Below are 16,199 nucleotides of genomic sequence, written 5' to 3' on the forward strand. Positions count from 1 at the left end.
ATCGAGACCTCGGCGACGGTGACCTCGATCCTCTGCGGTTCGCACGGCGACTCCGGCTTCGGCCTGGACGAGGCGCGGCGCAGCGCCCGCGCCGGGATCGGGACGAGTCATCTCAACGGCAACACCCGGCTGTGAACACGAAAGCGGGCCCGGTCACCCGGGCCCGCTCTCGTGGATGGGTTGGTCAGGAACCGGCCGGCACGTCGCCGCGCCACGATCCGGTCTCGCTGCCCCGGCTCTCGATGAACCCCTTGAAGCGGTCGAGGTCCGACTTGACCTGTCGATCGTCGAAGCCCAGCGCGGAACCGGCCTTCTCGACGACGCCTTCGGGCTCCCAGTCGATCTGGGCCGTCACCCGGGTCGTGCTCTCGCTCAGGCGATGGAACGTGACCACGCCGGCGTGGGTCGTGCCGTCGGTGCTCGTCCAGGCGATCCGCTCGTCCGGATGCTGCTCGGTGATCTTGGTGTCGAACTCGCGGTGCTGGCCGCCGATCTCGGTCACCCAGTGGGAGTGGGTGTCGTCGACCTGGGTGATCGACTCCACCCCGCCCATGAAGTGCGGGAAGGACTCGAGCTGGGTCCACTGGTTGTAAACGGTCGAGATCGGGGCCTCGACGTCGACGGACTGCGTCACAGAAGTCATGTTTTCCTCTCGGTTGTCGGTCGTGCTCTGTCGGTCGTGGCTATCGGGCCTGCTCGTCCTCGAGGGCCTGCTTGGCGCGCACCTCGGCCTGCACGCGGCGGATCTCCTCGTCGGCGAGCTCGCCGGTGAACACCTCGTCCCCCTGGGCGTCCAGGTAGGCCTCGGCCCGGTCCTGGACGCGCGTGCGGTCGAGGGTCGGACGCGACGGTGGGCGCGGGGCGAAGCGGCTCACCACGGCGTCGATCCTGCGCGCGCTGCGCACGATGACGCGGTGCGGGACCGAGTCGGAGCCGAGCACCGGGACGACCACACGGTCGAGCAGGTGCAGCGGTCGCAGGATCAGTGCGCGCTCGGCCCGGCGGGTCGCGCGAGTCAGATTTCGTTCCAGCGTCATAGCAACGCCGTACCCGCGGAACCGCATGACTATCGCGACCGCGACACGGATTACTGCTCGCGTACCGATGGGGAGCCTCATGACGTCCCCCGGTCAGCGCGAACGCGTGCACCTCACGAAAGGGTTGTCGATGCGTCTCGGAACCGCCCTCACCCTGATCGCCCTCGGAGCGATCCTCGAATTCGCCGTCGCCGTGCGCGACACGCACGGCTTCGACGTCAACCCGGCCGGCGCCATCCTCATGGTCGTCGGCATCGTGGGCCTGCTCGCCGAACTCGCCCCTGTGAGCATCCGTCGCCGCACCGACGTGATCGGACGAACGCCGGTCGCCCCGACCGCCTACGAAGCGCGTTATTGAGCGGCGGCACGATGCCTACCGCCGTGATCATCGGCGCCGGCCACAACGGTCTGGTCGGCGCCAACCTGCTGGCCGACGCCGGGTGGGACGTGCTCGTGCTGGAGAGCCAGGCGCGCGTCGGCGGCGCGGCGTTCTCCGACCGATCCGTCCACCCCGATTTCGTCACCGACTGGTACAGCGCGTTCTATCCGTTCGGCGTGGCGTCGCCCGTCCTGGCCGAACTGGATCTGGGGTCGCACGGCCTGAACTGGACGCACGCTCCCAGCGTGCTGGCGCACGTATTCCCCGACGACCGCTGCGCCGTCCTGTCGCGCGATCTCGACACGACCGCGGCCTCGCTGGACGGTTTCGCCGCGGGCGACGGGGACGTGTGGCGCGGGCTGCACCGGCAGTTCGAGGACCTGCGCGAACCGCTGCTCGACGCGCTGCTCCGGCCCTTTCCCCCGGTGCGCGCCGGCCTCAGACTGGCCCGCGCCCTCGGCACCGCCGAACTGGTGCGCTTCGCCCGGTTCGCGGTGCAGTCGGTGCGGCGGGCGGGCGACGAGCTCTTCCGCGGCGAGGGCGCGCCGATACTGCTCGCGGGCAACGCGCTGCACACCGATCTAGCGCCCGAGGCCGCCACCAGCGCTGTCTACGGTTGGTTGCTCGTCATGCTGGGGCAGAGCGTCGGCTTCCCCGTGCCCGAGGGCGGGTCGGGGCGCATCACCGAAGCCCTGGCGAGCCGCCTGGTGGCCGCGGGTGGTTCGATCCGCACCGGCGCAACGGCAGCCCGCCTCGACGTGCACGACGGCCGGGTGCGGGCGGTCGTGCTGGACGACGGCGAACGCCTGGCGGCCGACACCGTCCTCGCCGACGTGTCCGCCCCGTTCCTCTACGGAAGCCTCATCGCGGCGCAGCACCTGCCGCGGCGTCTGCTCGAGGACATCGACCGCTTCCAGTGGGACAGCCCCACGCTGAAGATCGACTGGGCGCTGGACCGGCCCCTGGGGTGGACCGCGAGCGAGGCCCGGGGCGCGGGCACCGTGCATCTCGGCGTCGATCTGGACGGCCTGACCCGCTTCGCCGGGGACCTCGCCACGCGCACCGTGCCCGAGCGGCCGTTCGTCCTCCTCGGCCAGATGACGACCGCCGACCCCACCCGCTCGCCGGCCGGCACCGAATCCGCGTGGGGCTACACGCATCTCCCCGAGGGCATCGACTGGACCCAGGACCTCGTCGACGAACACGTCGGGCGCGTCGAGGGCCTGATCGAGCGGCACGCGCCCGGTTTCGGCGCGAGCGTCTCGGCCCGTCGAGTACTGGGACCAAGCGCGCTGCAGGACTCCGACGCGAACCTCGTCGGCGGCGCCGTGGGCGGGGGCACCGCGAGCATCCACCAGCAGTTGATCTTCAGACCCGTCCCCGGGCTGGCGCGGGCCGAGACACCGATCGACGGCGTGTACCTGGCCAGCGCCTCGGCCCATCCGGGAGGTGGCGTGCACGGCGCGCCCGGCGCCAATGCCGCGGCGGCCGCCCTCGCGCGGGCACGACTCACCGGACGGCTCAAGCGGGCCGCGATCGACACCCTTCTGGGCCGGATCTACGCCGACCCCGACTCCACACCACACCGACAGCTGAGGAAGCCGACATGAGCGAGAACACGATTCACATCGACACCGAGCGCGAGACCGTCTTCGCCGTGCTGTCCGACGGCTGGAAGTACACCAACTGGGTGGTCGGCACGTCGCACATGCGAGCGGTGTCCGCCGACTGGCCGGCCCAGGGCGCCAAACTGTTCCACTCCGCCGGCGCCTGGCCGCTCATGACCCGCGACGAGACCGAGGTGCGCTCGGTCGAACCCGGGCGACGGCTCGTGCTCGAGGCGCACGGCGGACCCCTCGGCTCCGCAGTGATCGACATGGAACTCGACGACGAGGGTTCCGGGTGCCGCCTCACGCTGCGCGAGGAGCCGATCGCGGGCCCGGGCAAGTGGCTGCACAACCCGCTGGCGGAGGCCCTGCTGCACCGGCGCAACACCGAGTCGCTCGCCCGGCTGGCCGCGCTGTGCGAGCGTCGCACCGAGCCGAGCGAGTGAGCCGGTCGGACTCGTCCGTATCAGGTCCCGGACGTGTCGGTGCTGCCGGTCAGGGTCAGGAACCAGTGCCGGAGACCCGTCACGAGTCGTCCGGGCCCGACTGCTCGCGTTGCTTCATCTCGGCCTCGTACAGGTGGGGCGGCGCGTCGAACTCCGCCCGGGCGGCTGCCTCGGCCGCCCGGAACACCGACAGGTAGTTCGCGTCGTAGTCCTCGACGATCTGGAACGTCCACATGCCGCGGACGACGTCGCGCCCGACGAGGACCTCGGCGATGCGGTCGGCGAGCTGCGGGTGCCCGGCCTCCCTGAGGTCGCCGAGCGCCTCCTGCAGGCCGAGATCGGCATGCCCCGAGAGGCGATGGAAGGCATAGAGATGACCTCGGGCGTCCTCGGCGGCTTCGAGCGCCGCGCCGAGACGCCCGAGGGCGGCGACGGTGTCGTCGTCGAGGCCGTCGGGGCGCGCGTGCACGGCGGCACGATCGTGCCGGGCGGAGCCGAACCGCGCGAGCAGTCCGTCGATACGGTCCGCCGGCGGATCGGTCGGGGGTGGAACAGCGGCTTCTTGCGGGCTGGTCATGGGGGCAGCTTTCCCGGCGCTCGGGCTCGATCACGCCCGGTTGCGCCGAGTTGTGTCACTTGCCCCCTTGGCGGGTAGACCTCGACAGGGCCGACAAGACGGCCCTGCCCACCTGCGAGGACCACCGTCTTGACCACGATCGCCGACGACGTCTCCACCGCTCTCGTCCGCTTCGTCATCGCACGGCTCGACGACGACGACGAATCCCTCCGGCGACACACCGATCGCCTCCCGCCGAAGGTGGCCGAGCGGTTTCGGGCCGACGTACTGGCCAAGCGCCAGATCCTCGGCACGGCGCAGCGGCTGCTCATCCTGCACGACATGCCCCAGCAGCACGACGTGCGCACCCAGGCGATCGAGATCCTGCGGTCGCTGGCCACCTCCTACGCCGACCACCCCGCGTTCCGGGACGAGTGGCGCATGGGGCGCAAGGCACGGAATCGGGCGTCAGGCGAGTAGCACGATCGCGCAGGGGATCATGCCGACGCAGGCGACGCGCTGAACCACCGGGCCCTAGGAACCCGCTCGGCGGGCTTGCCTCCCGCCCGGGACGTGCGGTCCTTGCCGTCTCCCATCGTCGGTGTTCGAATGGGCCGGGGCTCGAGCACGGGTCCGACTTGCCTGGAAGTGGGTGCGTGATGGCCCGAAGTGTGGGCCGTTGGAACGCCGCGACGCCCGGTCGGCCGCAGGCCATGACCGCCGTGATGGAGCGTCGCGGGGTGAGTACCGACCGCCTGTTCGTCCACTACCTGTCCATCGGCGGGTCCTGCGACCACCTCGAGATCGACGCCTGGCTGCACGACGTTGCGACTCTCCCGACGTTCGAGCAGCAGCGTCTGGCCCATGCCCTCTGGGAGATCGTCGAGTTCTGACCCGAGTCGATGCCGGGCGATCAGGTGCCGAGCGAGTACGGACTCTCGCGGGGCCCGCGGGATCCGACACACCGAGGTGAGGCGAGCCGCGATCTGGGTAGCTCGTTCACGGTTGCGCTCGTCGAACAAAGGGGAAGCGCGACCGGAACCGGAAGGCACAGCCGTGACGGATGACACCACCACCCGGGACGTCGTCGACGTCCTGACCGAGGACCACCACAGCGTCCTCAACCTCATCGCCGAGATTCCCACCACCAGCGACCCGGCGGAGAAGCGAGCGATCGCCGACATCGTGATCGCGGAGATCGTTCGCCATTCGGTCGCCGAGGAGATGCACGTGTACCCCGCGATCCGCAAGCACCTGCCGGACGGCGAGAGCAAGGTGGAGCACGACGTGCAGGAGCACAAGGAACTCGAGGCGACGCTCAAGCAGTTGGAGGGCGCCGACGCGTCGGAGCCAGGCTTCGCTGAATTGGTGAGCGACGTCGAGCGGCAGTTGCGCCACCACGCGAGCGAGGAGGAGAAGACCCAGTTCCCCGAACTGCGTCAGCACCTGCCGGCCGAGGAGTTGCAGCGGCTGGGCAAGCAGGTCGAGCTGGCCGAGCAGATCGCGCCGACCCGACCCCACCCGTCGGCACCGAACGCCGCGCTCTTCCACAAGACCGTCGGGCCGGGCGTCGGGATGATCGACAAGCTGCGCGACGTCCTGTCCCGGCGTCCGACCTGACGCCGGTCACCTGACTCCGAGGTCGCCGATACACGCCGGCTCGTCGGCGACGTCGCGAGCTCCGCGACATCGCCGCCGATCTCGGGTACACGGGCGAGGAGCCGGCCCGTGCCGCGTGATCGCGGGGCCCTGCTGGAAGCGGACACGCGACTCCCGGGTGCCTATCGTCCGCGGCGACGGTCGGTGGCCGCGCCGAAGGCGCCCCGCGGCGGCGGGCGATCGAGCGATGCCGCCGATGCCCCCGAGAAGCAGAAACACCCTCCGACGATCGGAGGGTGTGACTTGTAGCCCCGACCGGATTCGAACCGGCGCTACCGCCTTGAGAGGGCGGCGTCCTGGGCCACTAGACGACGGGGCCCCAGAAACTTCACTTGTCCTGCGCTGGGGTACCAGGACTCGAACCTAGACTAACTGAACCAGAATCAGTTGGGCTGCCAATTACCCCATACCCCATGGGATGACCTGTCCGATTTTCATCGCCAGGGCCAGCGTCAGACTCTACCCGACGCCGTGGAGCAGGAACAAAACGCGGGGGGGTGCCCGGGCGCGTCAAGCGGTGCGGCCGAGCCAGATGTTGCGGGCCAGCGGCGCCGGCGCCGGGTGCACCGGCGGCACGATCTCGGCCGGCAGATCACCGCAGACCGCGCAGTCGATGCGGAAGGTGACGGTCGTGCGGGCAAGATCGCCGGTCGAGGTGGCACTCGAGTGCCAGTCGGCGTCCCCGGCACAACTCGGGCACGGAGCCGAGTAGGCCGCGCTCTGCATAGCGGTCATGACGACCTCCACGGTGCTCCGGTGCGCGGCCCGTTGCCGCGCACCCGGATCAATGCCGCAGATGTCCTGGCGAAACGCTCTCGTCGAACGAATGCGGCACAGATCTCCTACCCGCTTTCATCGGCCGCACCGGCCGAGCCGTGAGGTTCGACCAACATTCGATGCGAATGCACCATCGCCGTGCAGTTCGGGCGCACCGTCAGAGGAATCGCGAGATGATCTCCTTCATGATCTCGTTGGTGCCGCCGTAGATCTTCTGGATGCGCGAGTCGGTGTACATCTTCGAGATCGGGTACTCCTGCATGTATCCGTAGCCCCCGAACAGCTGCAGGCATTCGTCGGCGACATCGCACTGCATCTGCGTCGTCCACCACTTCGCCATGGACGCGGTCGGGATGTCGAGCTCGCCGTTGATGTGCTTCACGATGCAGTCGTCGAGGAAGACGCGCGCGATCTTGGCCGTGGTGGCCACTTCGGCCAGCTTGAACTTGGTGTTCTGGAAGTTGAAGACGGGCTTGCCGAACGCGTGCCGGTCCTTCGTGTACTTCACCGTGTGGGCCAGGGATTCCTCGATCGCCGCGACGGCCGCGACCGCGATGGCCAGGCGCTCCTGCGGCAGCTGCTGCATGAGCTGGATGAAGCCCTGCCCCTCCTCCGTCCCGATCAGGTTGGACGCCGGAACCCGCACGCCGTCGAAGAAGAGCTCGGCCGTGTCCTGCCCGTGCTGCCCGATCTTCTTCAGCACGCGCCCGCGGCTGAACCCGTCGAGGTCATCGGTCTCGACGACGACCAGCGAGATGCCCTTGGCCGCGTTCTCGGGGTCGGTCTTGGCGACCACGATGATGAAGTTGGCCAGGTAACCGTTGGTGATGAAGGTCTTCGAGCCGTCGATGACGTACTCGTCGCCGGTGCGGATCGCCTTGGTCTTGATGCTCTGCAGGTCCGACCCGGTGCCGGGCTCGGTCATGGCGATGGCGCCGACGAGCTCGCCGCTGGCGAGGCGGGGCAGCCACTTCTGCTTCTGCTCCTCCGTGCCGTAGCCGTACACGTAGTGGGCCACGATCGTGCTGTGGACGGAGGTGCCGAGGCTGGGCGCCATGGTGCGGGTCTGCTCCTCCATCAGCACCGCCTCGTGCGCGAACGTGCCGCCGCCGCCGCCGTACTCGGTCGGGATCGAGGGGCACAGCAGGCCGAGCGCGCCCGCCTTGTTCCAGATCTCCCGGTCGATGTGCTGCTGCTCGCCCCAGCGCTCCTCGTGCGGCGCGCACTCCTTGGCCAGGAAGGAATGGGCGAGGTCGCGGAACGCCTCGATGTCGTCGTCACTCCAGGACGGGCGGGGGGCAGCGCACATGGGTCGGAGAGCCTCTCAGTCGGGTTACCGGGACAGTATGTCTCGACAACCCGGGCGCCGCGGTGTGACGCGGGCTACTCACGCGGTCGCAGCGTGCTCCCCGGTGTCCGACTCGCGCCGATCGTGCAGGAACGGGACCACCTGCGACAACAGGGCGTCGGGCTGGTCGATCTGCGGGCAGTGGCCGCAGCCGGGCAGTACCACCGCTCCCCCGGGCCGGCCGATGCGGCGCATCACCCGGGCCGGGGTCAGCACGTCGCGCGAGCCGAACACCAGCAAGGCCGGCGCCGCCAGCTCACCGACGCGTGTACCGAGCCGCGCGGTGCGCAGCTCGGCGAGCAACTCGCGACCGATGGGCAGCAACGCGGTGACGCTTGCAGGGGCGGCGTAGGGCGTCGAGAAGCCGAGCCGCGCGGCCGGATCCAGCTTGCGCGGATCGGCGGCGGCGATGCGGCTGTAGGCCCATCCCAGACCCACCTGGGCCGCCCGGTCGGGGACGAAGCGCAGCGCCGCCTTCAGGCCCAGCTCGGCCGGGCGCGACATCGCGAACCGCCACACGCGCGGCACCGAGTGCAGCCCCGGCATGTCGATGAGCACGACCCGATCGGTGCGGTGCGGATGCCGGGCCGCGAACAGCGTCGACACGACCGCACCCATCGAGTTGCCCATCAACGTGACGGGATGGTTCACGCCCTCGGCGCTGAGCACCCGCCGCACGACGTCGACGTACCCCGGCAGCAGCGGACGGTGCCAGGGGCGGGTCGATCGACCGAAGCCCGGCAGGTCGATGGCGATCACCCGGTGACTCACGGCCAGCCGCGGAACGACGCGGTCCCACGTCGTCAGATTGTCGGAGAAGCCGTGCAGCAGGACGATCGTCTGCGGCCCGGCGCCGGTGACCGTGTAGTGGATGCCGTCGATGCCCGCCTGGGCAGCGCTCGGACGCGCGTGATGCATCCCCTATCCATACCCGGGAGTACGGCGCATCGAACAGAAGCAATCGAACCGTGATGTCGACCTACGATGGCACCGTGGTCCTTCCGTCCAACTCACGCCGACCGTCCCCCGGAAGCTGGATCTCCTCGTGGCTGTTGCAGCGTCGGCATCCGGACGCGTTCGGCTGCGGCGTGCGGGTCGTCGAAGGTGCTGTCGCGGGCGAGTCGTCGCGCTGGCGTTTCCGGGACAGCGCGATCGACCGGCACGCCTCGGGCGAGGTCATCGCCCTCAACCACGGCAGCAAGGTCTCGTTGCGGCTGCGCGTCGGCGAACCGCTCGACCTGCGCACCCGTCCGAACCACGTCGTGCTGTCGGCGGTCGAGGTGACGGCGGGCGCGCTCGTGCAGATCAGCGTGCCGTTGGGCGAACTCGCGACCTTCGGCATCGATATCTGAGCAATCGTTGGGCGTTCGGGCGAATAAAGAACGGCCAGGATCGAAAGGCAGGGCCCGATGACTGCAGAGAACTCAGCTCGACCGGAGTCGGGCCTGACCGACGGCGACTTCGCACCCGGCTGGGCCGACGACGACCGGCCGCGGATCCCGCGCGTGGCGGGTGAGCGCGAGGCGCTCGCGGCCTACCTGGAGTACTACCGCGCGACGGTCGCGATGAAGTGCCGCGGCGTGTCCGCCGACCAGGCCAGGACGCGGTCGATGCCGCCGTCGACGATGTCGCTGCACGGCCTCGTCCGACACCTCGCCGGCGTCGAGCGCTGGTGGTTCCAGCAGAACTTCGAGCGCCGTGACGTGCCGTTCCTGTTCTTCACCGCGGACAACCCCGACCTCGACTTCGACCCGCCCGCGGACGCCGATTTCGGCGACGACCTCGAGACGTGGCGAGCGGAGTGCGCGATGTCCCGCGAGATCTACGCCGCCCACCACCTGGACGACACCGCGCGGCCGTTGGACTGGCAGGAAGACGTCGATCTCCGCTGGCTGGTGCTCCGGATGATCACCGAGTACGCCCAGCACTGCGGGCACCTCGACCTCCTCCGCGAGGGCATCGACGGCAGTACCGGCAGCTGAACCGCGGAAACCGGGTGACTGCGGGTGGCTGGGGCAGCAGGATGGGCGGATGGCGTCCGACGACCTGCGGGTTGACAGCTCGATCGACCGCGTCGATTGGGATCGCGCGAAGGCCGACCTGGTGGCCGACGACTTCGACAACGGGCGCTCGGCGGCGGCCCTTCGGCGCTCGTTCGAGCAGTCGCAGCACGTCGCGTTCGCCTGGTCGGACGGCGAGCTCGTCGGCATGGCGCGCCTGCTGTCCGACGGGGTGTGCAACGCCTACCTGATCGATGTGTGGACCCGCTCCGACGTCCGGCGCCGCGGCGCCGGGAGAGCGATGGTCGAGCACCTGGCGGCGCAGGTTCCCGGCCAGCACATCGGGCTGCAGACCGATGACGCGCAGGAGTTCTACGCGCGCCTCGGCTTCCGACCCCAGCCGGAGTTCCTGAGCCGGGTCGTCGGGAAGTGGCTCGACAACGACGCCAACCGCTAGGCGATCCCCGCGGCGGTGGTGAGCGCCCGCCGGGTGAGCAACCGGGCCAGGTGCCGGCGGTACTCGGCGTCGGCGTGCATGTCGGCGACCGGTTCGGTGCCCTCGGCGGCCAGGTCGGCGGCCTCGGCGACGGACGCTCCGGAGGCGAGCGCCTCCTCGGTGGCGCCGGCCCGCAGCGGCACGCTGCCCATGTTCGCGAGCGCCACCCGGTTGCCCGCGACGGCAACCGCGACGATGGCCCAGTCGTTGGCCCGGCGCACGAACTTCTCGTAGGCCCAGCCGGCGCCGTCACCGCGCGGGATGCGGATCTCGACCAGCATCTCGTCGGGCTGCAGGGCCGTCTCGAAGTAGCTCGTGAAGAAGTCGGCGGCGTCGATGCGACGCCGACCGTCGGGCCCCTGCACGACCAGCACGGCGTCGAGCGCGCGCACGGCGGTCGGCAGGTCGGCAGCGGGGTCGGAGTGCACCAGGGAGCCGCCGATCGTGCCGCGGTGGCGCACCTGCCGATCGCCGACGAGCCGGGCCACATGCGGCAGCAGCGGCGCCTCTCGGCGCAGCTCCGCCGAGCGGGCCAGCGTCTCGTGCCGCGTGAGCGCGCCGATCGCGACCTCGTCGCCCTCGACCCGCGTGTAGGAGAGATCGCGCAGGCCGCCGATGTCGACGAGGACGGACGGGACGGCGAGGCGCAGCTTCATCATCGGCAGCAGCGAGTGGCCGCCGGCCAGCAGCTTGGCGTCGTCGCCGTGCTCGGCGAGCGCGGCGACGGCGCTGTCGGCGTCGGTCGCGCGGACGTAGTCGAACGCGGCGGGGATCACGCGGAGGCCTCCGCCGCGGCCAGCACGGCGCGCACGATGTTGTGGTAACCGGTGCAGCGGCACAGGTTGCCCTCGAGCCCCTCACGCACCTCGGTCTCGGTCGGTTTCGGGTTGTCGCGGATCAGTGCCGCCGCGGCCATCACCATGCCCGGGGTGCAGAACCCGCACTGCAGGCCGTGCTCGGCGCGGAACGCCTCCTGCACCGGGTGCATCTTCCCCTCGACGCCGTCGGACAGGCCCTCGAGCGTGACGACATCGGCCCCCTCGGCCTGCACTGTCAGCACGGTGCACGACTTCACCGACTCACCGTCGACGTGCACGGTGCAGGCGCCGCACGAGGTGGTGTCGCAGCCGATGTTGGTGGCCTTGAGCCCCACGGTGTCGCGCAGGTAGTGCGCGAGCAGCAGCCGCGGCTCGACGTCGTCCTCACGGGGTTGGCCGTTGACGTTCAGGGTGACGCGCATCAGTTTTCGGCTCCTCGGGCGGCAGCGGTCTGGATCGCCTTCCACACCCGGTGCGGGGTGGTGGGCATGTCGATGTGTCGCACGCCGAGATGGGCGACGGCATCGATCACCGCGCTCTGCACGGCCGGGGTGGCGCCGATGGTGCCGGCCTCGCCGATGCCCTTCGCCCCGAGCGGGTTGTACGACGTCGGCGTCGCCATGTCGACGAGTTCGAAGCTCGGCACCTCGGTGGCCGACAGGAAGCCGTAGTCGGCGAGCGTCGCCGTGGTGGGGTTGCCGTCCTCGTCGTAGAGGACCTCTTCGAGCAGGGCCTGCGCCGCGCCCTGCGCCAGCCCGCCGTGCCGCTGTCCCTCGGCGAGCAGCGGATTGAGCACCGTGCCGGCGTCGTCGACCGCGACCAGGCGGGTGAGCACCGCCTTGCCCGACTCGACATCGACCTCGGCCACCGCCACGTGGGCGCCGAACGGGTAGGTGGCGCCGGGCGCGCTGAAGACCGACTGCACCAGCAGCGGTTCCCGCTCGGCGAGCTGGGCGAAGCTGATGCCGGTGTCGGGCACGCCGGCCACGACGAGACCGGCCCGCTCGGTGTCGAGCACGAGGTCGCCCGGGTCGACCTCCAGCACCGCCGCCGCGCGTTCCTTGGCGAGCTCGACGAGCTCCTGCGACGCCTGCTGCACCGCCGCGCCGCCCTGCTGCAGGCTGCGCGACCCGCCGGTGCCGCCGCCCTTCGGCACGAGGTCGGTGTCGCCCCACTTGACCGTGATCCGGTCCATCGGGATACCGAGCTCCTCGCTCGCGAGCATCGCCCACACCGTCTGGTGGCCCTGCCCGTGCGGCGACGTACCGGTGAGGATGGTGGCCGATCCGTCGGGGTGCACCTCGACGGTCGCGTTCTCGTTCGGCGGCCCCGACTCGTCGCCGCCGCCGGTGATCTCGACGTAGGTGCAGACACCGATGCCGAGCTGCACCGGGTCGCCGCTCTCGCGTCGCTTCGCCTGCTCGGCCCGCAGATCGGCGTAGCCGGCGGCGGCGAGCGCGCGGTCGAGCGCCTCCTCGTACGCGCCGCTGTCGTACTTGGCGCCGGTGACCGTGGTGAGCGGCTCGGTGAACGGCGGGCGCAGGTTCACCCGCCGCACCTCGGCCGGGTCGAGTCCCAGCTCGGCTGCGAACAGGTCCATGGCCCGCTCGATCGCCGCGGTGGCCTCGGGCCGCCCGGCGCCGCGGTAGGCGCCCATCGGCGTGGTGTTCGTGACGACGCTGCGGGCGCTGACCTCGATGCGCTCGATGTCGTAGACGCCGGGTGCCATCAACGCGGTCAGGGACGGCAGCAGCGTGCCGATGCGGGCGTACGCTCCGGCCTCCTGGAGCACGCCGAGCCGGTACGCCGCGACCCGGCCGTCGCGGTTGCCGCCGATCGACACCGTCTGCACCTGACCCCGACCGTGGGTCATCGCCAGCATGTTCTCCGAGCGGGTCTCGACCCAGCGCACGGGCCGGCCCACCTTGCGGGCGGCCAGCGCCACCACCGAGTGCTCGGGGTCGACGCCGAACTTCGCGCCGAACGCGCCCCCGACGTCGGGCGTGATGATGCGGACGAGGTCGGGCTCGAGCCCGAGCGCGCGGGCGAGGCCGGCCTTCGACCCCTGCGCCCCCTGGTTGGGGCACCACATGGTCAGCCGGCCGTCGATCCACACGGCCGCGCCGGCGCGCACCTCGAGCGGCGCGACGGCCACCCGCTGGTTGACGATCTCGTGCTCGACCACGACCGCGCAGCCGTCGAAGAAGGTGTCACTCGATTCTACCGGGACGGTGAACGCCACGTTGGTGCCCGCGTCGGGGAACAGCAGCGTCTCGTCCCGGAGCGCCTCGCGCGGGTCGACGACCGCGGGCAGCGGGTCGTAGTCGACCTCGACCTGTTCGGCGGCGTCCTCGCCCTGGTACTTCTCCTCGGTGATCACGACGGCCACGGCCTCGCCCACGTAGCGCACCGTGCCGATCGCGAGCAGCGGTTGGGCCATCGCCGCCGGGAACATCGGGAACTGGGGCTTCTGGGCCGGGGCGTCGTCAGCGAGGTCGGCCGCGGTGAAGACGGCGACGACGCCGGGCGCACTCGCGGCCGCCGCGGTGTCGATCGAGCTGATCTTCGCGTGGGCGATCGGCGAGCGGACGAACGTCACGTGCAGCGCGCCCGCCAGGCGGTCGTCGACGACGTCCTCGGTGTAGGTCGCGCCGCGGGTCAGGAACCCCGGATCCTCAGTACGGACTACTCGGGTACCGAGAATGCTCATCGACCGTGCTCCCCTTCGTCGCGACCTGATTGCGACGCTAGCACCGGGTCTGTCGGCTCTACCCCGCGGTGATCGCAGCGCGCAGCCGGGCCAGCGACCGCTCGCGGCCGAGGATCTCCATCGACTCGAACAGCGGCGGCGAGACGGTGCTGCCGGTGATCGCCACGCGGACCGGTCCGAAGGCGAACTTGGGTTTCAGGCCCAGGCCCTCGACGAGGGAGTCGCGCAGCGCCTGCTCGATCGCCGCGGCGCTCCACGCCGGCAGCGCCTCGAGCGCGGCGAGCGCGGTCGTGACCGTCGGCTGCTGGTCCGGCGCGAGCTGCTTGGCCGCGGCCGCCTCGTCCACCGCGAATTCGTCGTCACCCGCCACGAGGAACGACAGCATCGCCGCGCCCTGGGCCAGGGTGTCGGTGCGCTCCTGCACCAGCGGCGCACCGGCGCGCAGCAGCGCGACGGCATCCGCGGCGATCTCCCGCTCGCGGGCCACGAACTCGACGACGCGGTCGGCGAACTCGTCGACGGACAGCGCACGGATGTAGTGGCCGTTGAGCCAGTCCAGCTTCTTCAGGTCGAAGACCGGCCCGACGGTGTTCACCCGCGACCACTCGAAGCTCGCGCTGAACTCGGCGAAGGGGAAGATCTCGGACTCGCCCGGCTGGCCGTAGCCCAGCAGCGCCAGGAAGTTGAGCAGCGCCTCGGGCAGGTAGCCCTGCTCGCGGAACCAGGTGAGCCGCGCTGCCGGGTTCTTGCGCTTGGAGATCTTGGACTTGTCGGTGTTGCGCAGCAGCGGCATGTGCGCAAAGGCCGGCTCGTCCAGCCCGAGCCAGCGGTAGAGCAGCACGTGCTTCGGCGTGGACGAGATCCACTCCTCGCCGCGCACGACGTGGGTGATGCCCATCAGGTGGTCGTCGACGACGACGGCCAGGTGATACGTCGGGAAGCCGTCGGCCTTGAGGATCACCTGGTCGTCCGGACGCGGCGCCGACACCTCGCCGCGGATGACGTCGGTGAACGTCAGTGGCGGGTCGTCGGGGATCAGCATGCGCACGACGGGCGTGTCGGTGGCGCCGCCGAGCGCCTGCCGCTCCTCGGCCGTCTTGCCGACGCAGAGGCGGTCGTACCCGGTCGGCAGCTTCTCGGCCCGCTGCTTCTCGCGCATCTCGGCCAGCCGCTCCGAGCTGCACCAGCAGTGGTAGGCATGGCCGTCGGCCAGCAGTTGGTCGACGAACGGCCGGTAGGTGTCGAGCCGCTCGGACTGCCGGTAGGGCGCGTACGGGCCGCCGACCTCGGGTCCCTCGTCCCACTGCAGATCCAGCCAGCGCAGCATGTCGAAGATCTGCTGCTCGCTGTCGGCGCGGAAGCGCGCGCGGTCGGTGTCCTCGATGCGCAGCACGAACTGCCCGCCGTGACGGCGCGCGAAGCCGAGGTTGAACAGCGACATGTAGGCGGTGCCGACGTGCGGATCACCCGTCGGCGACGGCGCGACGCGCACGCGAGGGGTCTTCATTTCTTGGCCGCCGCGACCGGGTTCGTCAGCGTGCCGATGCCTTCGATCTCGACGCTGACGGTGTCGCCGGCGACGATGGGGCCGACCCCCGCCGGCGTGCCGGTGAGGATCACGTCGCCCGGCAACAGCGTCATGATCCCGGAGACGAACGCGATCTGCGTCGCCAGGTCGTGGATCATCTGGCTGGTGCGGCCGTCCTGCTTGATCTGGCCGTTGACGCGGGTGACGACGCGCAGGTCGGCGGCGTCGAGCACGGTCTCGACCCACGGGCCGAGCGGGCAGAACGAGTCGTAGCTCTTCGCCCGGGTGAACTGGACGTCGGCGCGCTGCTGGTCGCGCGCGGTGACGTCGTTCGCGGCGCAGTAGCCGAACACGTGCTGCAGCGCGTTCTCGCGGGTGACGTTGCGGGCCGGAGTGCCGATCACGACAGCGAGCTCGCCCTCGTAGTGCACCTCCTCGCTCGACGCGGGCAGCCGGATCGCGTCGCCCTCGCCGATGACCGAGGTCGACGGCTTGATGAAGATCAGCGGCGTGGTCGGAGCCTCGCCCCCCATTTCGGCCGCGTGGTCGGCGTAGTTCTTGCCGAACGCCACGACCTTGCTGGGCAGGAACGGCGACAGCAGCCGGACGTCGCCGAAGGCCCACCGGTCACCGGTGAAGGTGAGCGGGCCGAAGGGGTGGCCCTCGATGGCCGCGACGGTCAGCGAGTCGGGTCCCGCGCCGGGCGGGCCCTCGACGGTGCCCCAGGCGACTCCGCCAGGAGTGTTGGCCGAACCGGGATGGACGAAACGAGCGATGCGCACGAAGTCCGAGGCTACTCGGACGCCCGGGACGTCCCGAACCACCGCGGAACCGTGCG

Annotated in this window: 20 protein-coding genes and 2 tRNA genes; 9 read left to right on the forward strand and 13 right to left on the reverse strand. The window is 70.7% G+C overall.

All coding sequences use genetic code 11. The features are described 5' to 3' along the window. Nucleotides 1–184 precede the first annotated feature (184 nt). Both VGN18_RS08935 and VGN18_RS08940 read right to left on the reverse strand, forming a co-directional pair. Complete coding sequence (locus VGN18_RS08935) at nt 185–643, reverse strand: SRPBCC family protein (RefSeq protein WP_327539327.1); 459 nt, start codon at nt 641–643, stop codon at nt 185–187. Between the two features lie 40 nt (nt 644–683). Next, nucleotides 684–1,037, reverse strand: a complete 354-nt coding sequence (locus VGN18_RS08940; protein WP_327539328.1) for a hypothetical protein — start codon at nt 1,035–1,037, stop codon at nt 684–686. A 130-nt stretch (nt 1,038–1,167) separates the two neighbouring features. Between VGN18_RS08940 and VGN18_RS08945 the strand changes: the two genes are divergently transcribed. Genes VGN18_RS08945 through VGN18_RS08955 form a run of 3 tightly spaced genes read left to right on the forward strand, consistent with a single transcriptional unit; the run spans nt 1,168 to nt 3,469 of the window. Continuing rightward, nucleotides 1,168–1,395, forward strand: coding sequence for a hypothetical protein (locus VGN18_RS08945; RefSeq protein WP_327539329.1), 228 nt, complete (start codon nt 1,168–1,170; stop codon nt 1,393–1,395). Nucleotides 1,396–1,406: 11 nt separating this feature from the next. Next, a complete protein-coding gene (locus VGN18_RS08950; protein ID WP_327539330.1) occupies nt 1,407–3,026 on the forward strand; it encodes an NAD(P)/FAD-dependent oxidoreductase in 1,620 nt (539 codons plus the stop codon). Beyond that, complete coding sequence (locus tag VGN18_RS08955) at nt 3,023–3,469, forward strand: SRPBCC family protein (RefSeq protein WP_327539331.1); 447 nt, start codon at nt 3,023–3,025, stop codon at nt 3,467–3,469. Before VGN18_RS08950 ends, VGN18_RS08955 begins: the two co-directional genes overlap by 4 nt. Nucleotides 3,470–3,548: 79 nt before the next feature. On the opposite strand, the gene VGN18_RS08960 is transcribed toward VGN18_RS08955, so the two are convergent. After that, nucleotides 3,549–3,938 carry a hypothetical protein gene (locus tag VGN18_RS08960; protein ID WP_327539332.1) on the reverse strand — a complete coding sequence of 130 codons (390 nt, stop codon included), beginning with the start codon at nt 3,936–3,938 and terminating at the stop codon, nt 3,549–3,551. 237 nt (nt 3,939–4,175) lie between these two features. Between VGN18_RS08960 and VGN18_RS08965 the strand changes: the two genes are divergently transcribed. From VGN18_RS08965 to VGN18_RS08975, 3 genes are all read left to right on the forward strand, one after another. Further along, nucleotides 4,176–4,505 carry a DUF6221 family protein gene (locus VGN18_RS08965; RefSeq protein WP_327539333.1) on the forward strand — a complete coding sequence of 110 codons (330 nt, stop codon included), beginning with the start codon at nt 4,176–4,178 and terminating at the stop codon, nt 4,503–4,505. A 260-nt stretch (nt 4,506–4,765) separates the two neighbouring features. Then, entirely contained in the window at nt 4,766–4,918 is a 153-nt protein-coding gene (locus tag VGN18_RS08970; protein ID WP_327539334.1) for a hypothetical protein, read from the forward strand. 163 nt (nt 4,919–5,081) lie between these two features. Continuing rightward, complete coding sequence (locus VGN18_RS08975; protein ID WP_327539335.1) at nt 5,082–5,645, forward strand: hemerythrin domain-containing protein; 564 nt, start codon at nt 5,082–5,084, stop codon at nt 5,643–5,645. Between the two features lie 285 nt (nt 5,646–5,930). On the opposite strand, the gene VGN18_RS08980 is transcribed toward VGN18_RS08975, so the two are convergent. The 5 genes from VGN18_RS08980 to VGN18_RS09000 all read right to left on the reverse strand — a co-directional run bounded on the left by VGN18_RS08980 (nt 5,931) and on the right by VGN18_RS09000 (nt 8,727). Next, a tRNA-Glu gene (locus VGN18_RS08980) sits at nt 5,931–6,003 on the reverse strand. 23 nt (nt 6,004–6,026) lie between these two features. Then, nucleotides 6,027–6,098: transfer RNA gene (locus tag VGN18_RS08985), tRNA-Gln, on the reverse strand. 96 nt (nt 6,099–6,194) lie between these two features. Beyond that, nucleotides 6,195–6,419 (reverse strand): hypothetical protein, encoded by a 225-nt coding sequence (locus tag VGN18_RS08990; RefSeq protein ID WP_327539336.1) that lies wholly within the window; start codon nt 6,417–6,419, stop codon nt 6,195–6,197. Between the two features lie 199 nt (nt 6,420–6,618). Continuing rightward, entirely contained in the window at nt 6,619–7,770 is a 1,152-nt protein-coding gene (locus tag VGN18_RS08995) for an acyl-CoA dehydrogenase family protein (protein ID WP_327539337.1), read from the reverse strand. A gap of 78 nt (nt 7,771–7,848) precedes the next feature. Further along, complete coding sequence (locus VGN18_RS09000) at nt 7,849–8,727, reverse strand: alpha/beta hydrolase (RefSeq protein ID WP_327539338.1); 879 nt, start codon at nt 8,725–8,727, stop codon at nt 7,849–7,851. 74 nt (nt 8,728–8,801) lie between these two features. Here VGN18_RS09000 and VGN18_RS09005 point away from each other — a divergent pair, with 74 nt between their 5' ends. From VGN18_RS09005 to VGN18_RS09015, 3 genes are read left to right on the forward strand one after another with little or no spacing between them, the layout of a single operon-like run. Continuing rightward, the gene (locus VGN18_RS09005; RefSeq protein WP_327539339.1) at nt 8,802–9,161 is read left to right on the forward strand and encodes a hypothetical protein; all 360 of its coding nucleotides are present in this window, start codon (nt 8,802–8,804) and stop codon (nt 9,159–9,161) included. A gap of 57 nt (nt 9,162–9,218) precedes the next feature. Further along, entirely contained in the window at nt 9,219–9,791 is a 573-nt protein-coding gene (locus tag VGN18_RS09010; RefSeq protein WP_327539340.1) for a DinB family protein, read from the forward strand. 49 nt (nt 9,792–9,840) lie between these two features. After that, nucleotides 9,841–10,266, forward strand: coding sequence for a GNAT family N-acetyltransferase (locus VGN18_RS09015; RefSeq protein ID WP_327539341.1), 426 nt, complete (start codon nt 9,841–9,843; stop codon nt 10,264–10,266). On the opposite strand, the gene VGN18_RS09020 is transcribed toward VGN18_RS09015, so the two are convergent. The 5 genes from VGN18_RS09020 to VGN18_RS09040 are packed head-to-tail and all read right to left on the reverse strand — an operon-like array spanning nt 10,263 to nt 16,143. Continuing rightward, nucleotides 10,263–11,081: a xanthine dehydrogenase family protein subunit M gene (locus VGN18_RS09020; protein ID WP_327539342.1), complete on the reverse strand. Its 819-nt coding sequence runs from the start codon at nt 11,079–11,081 to the stop codon at nt 10,263–10,265. The two genes, VGN18_RS09015 and VGN18_RS09020, sit on opposite strands and share 4 nt — an antisense overlap. After that, the gene (locus tag VGN18_RS09025) at nt 11,078–11,545 is read right to left on the reverse strand and encodes a (2Fe-2S)-binding protein (protein WP_327539343.1); all 468 of its coding nucleotides are present in this window, start codon (nt 11,543–11,545) and stop codon (nt 11,078–11,080) included. The genes VGN18_RS09020 and VGN18_RS09025 overlap by 4 nt, the downstream gene beginning before the upstream one ends. Beyond that, nucleotides 11,545–13,833 (reverse strand): xanthine dehydrogenase family protein molybdopterin-binding subunit, encoded by a 2,289-nt coding sequence (locus VGN18_RS09030; RefSeq protein WP_327539344.1) that lies wholly within the window; start codon nt 13,831–13,833, stop codon nt 11,545–11,547. Before VGN18_RS09030 ends, VGN18_RS09025 begins: the two co-directional genes overlap by 1 nt. A 58-nt stretch (nt 13,834–13,891) precedes the next feature. Beyond that, nucleotides 13,892–15,340 carry a glutamate--tRNA ligase gene (gene gltX, locus VGN18_RS09035; protein WP_327539345.1) on the reverse strand — a complete coding sequence of 483 codons (1,449 nt, stop codon included), beginning with the start codon at nt 15,338–15,340 and terminating at the stop codon, nt 13,892–13,894. Next, nucleotides 15,337–16,143, reverse strand: a complete 807-nt coding sequence (locus tag VGN18_RS09040; RefSeq protein ID WP_327539346.1) for a fumarylacetoacetate hydrolase family protein — start codon at nt 16,141–16,143, stop codon at nt 15,337–15,339. Before VGN18_RS09040 ends, gltX begins: the two co-directional genes overlap by 4 nt. Between the last annotated feature and the right edge of the window lie 56 nt (nt 16,144–16,199).

Source organism: Jatrophihabitans sp. (genome assembly GCF_036000465.1).
GTDB lineage: Bacteria > Actinomycetota > Actinomycetes > Mycobacteriales > Jatrophihabitantaceae > Jatrophihabitans.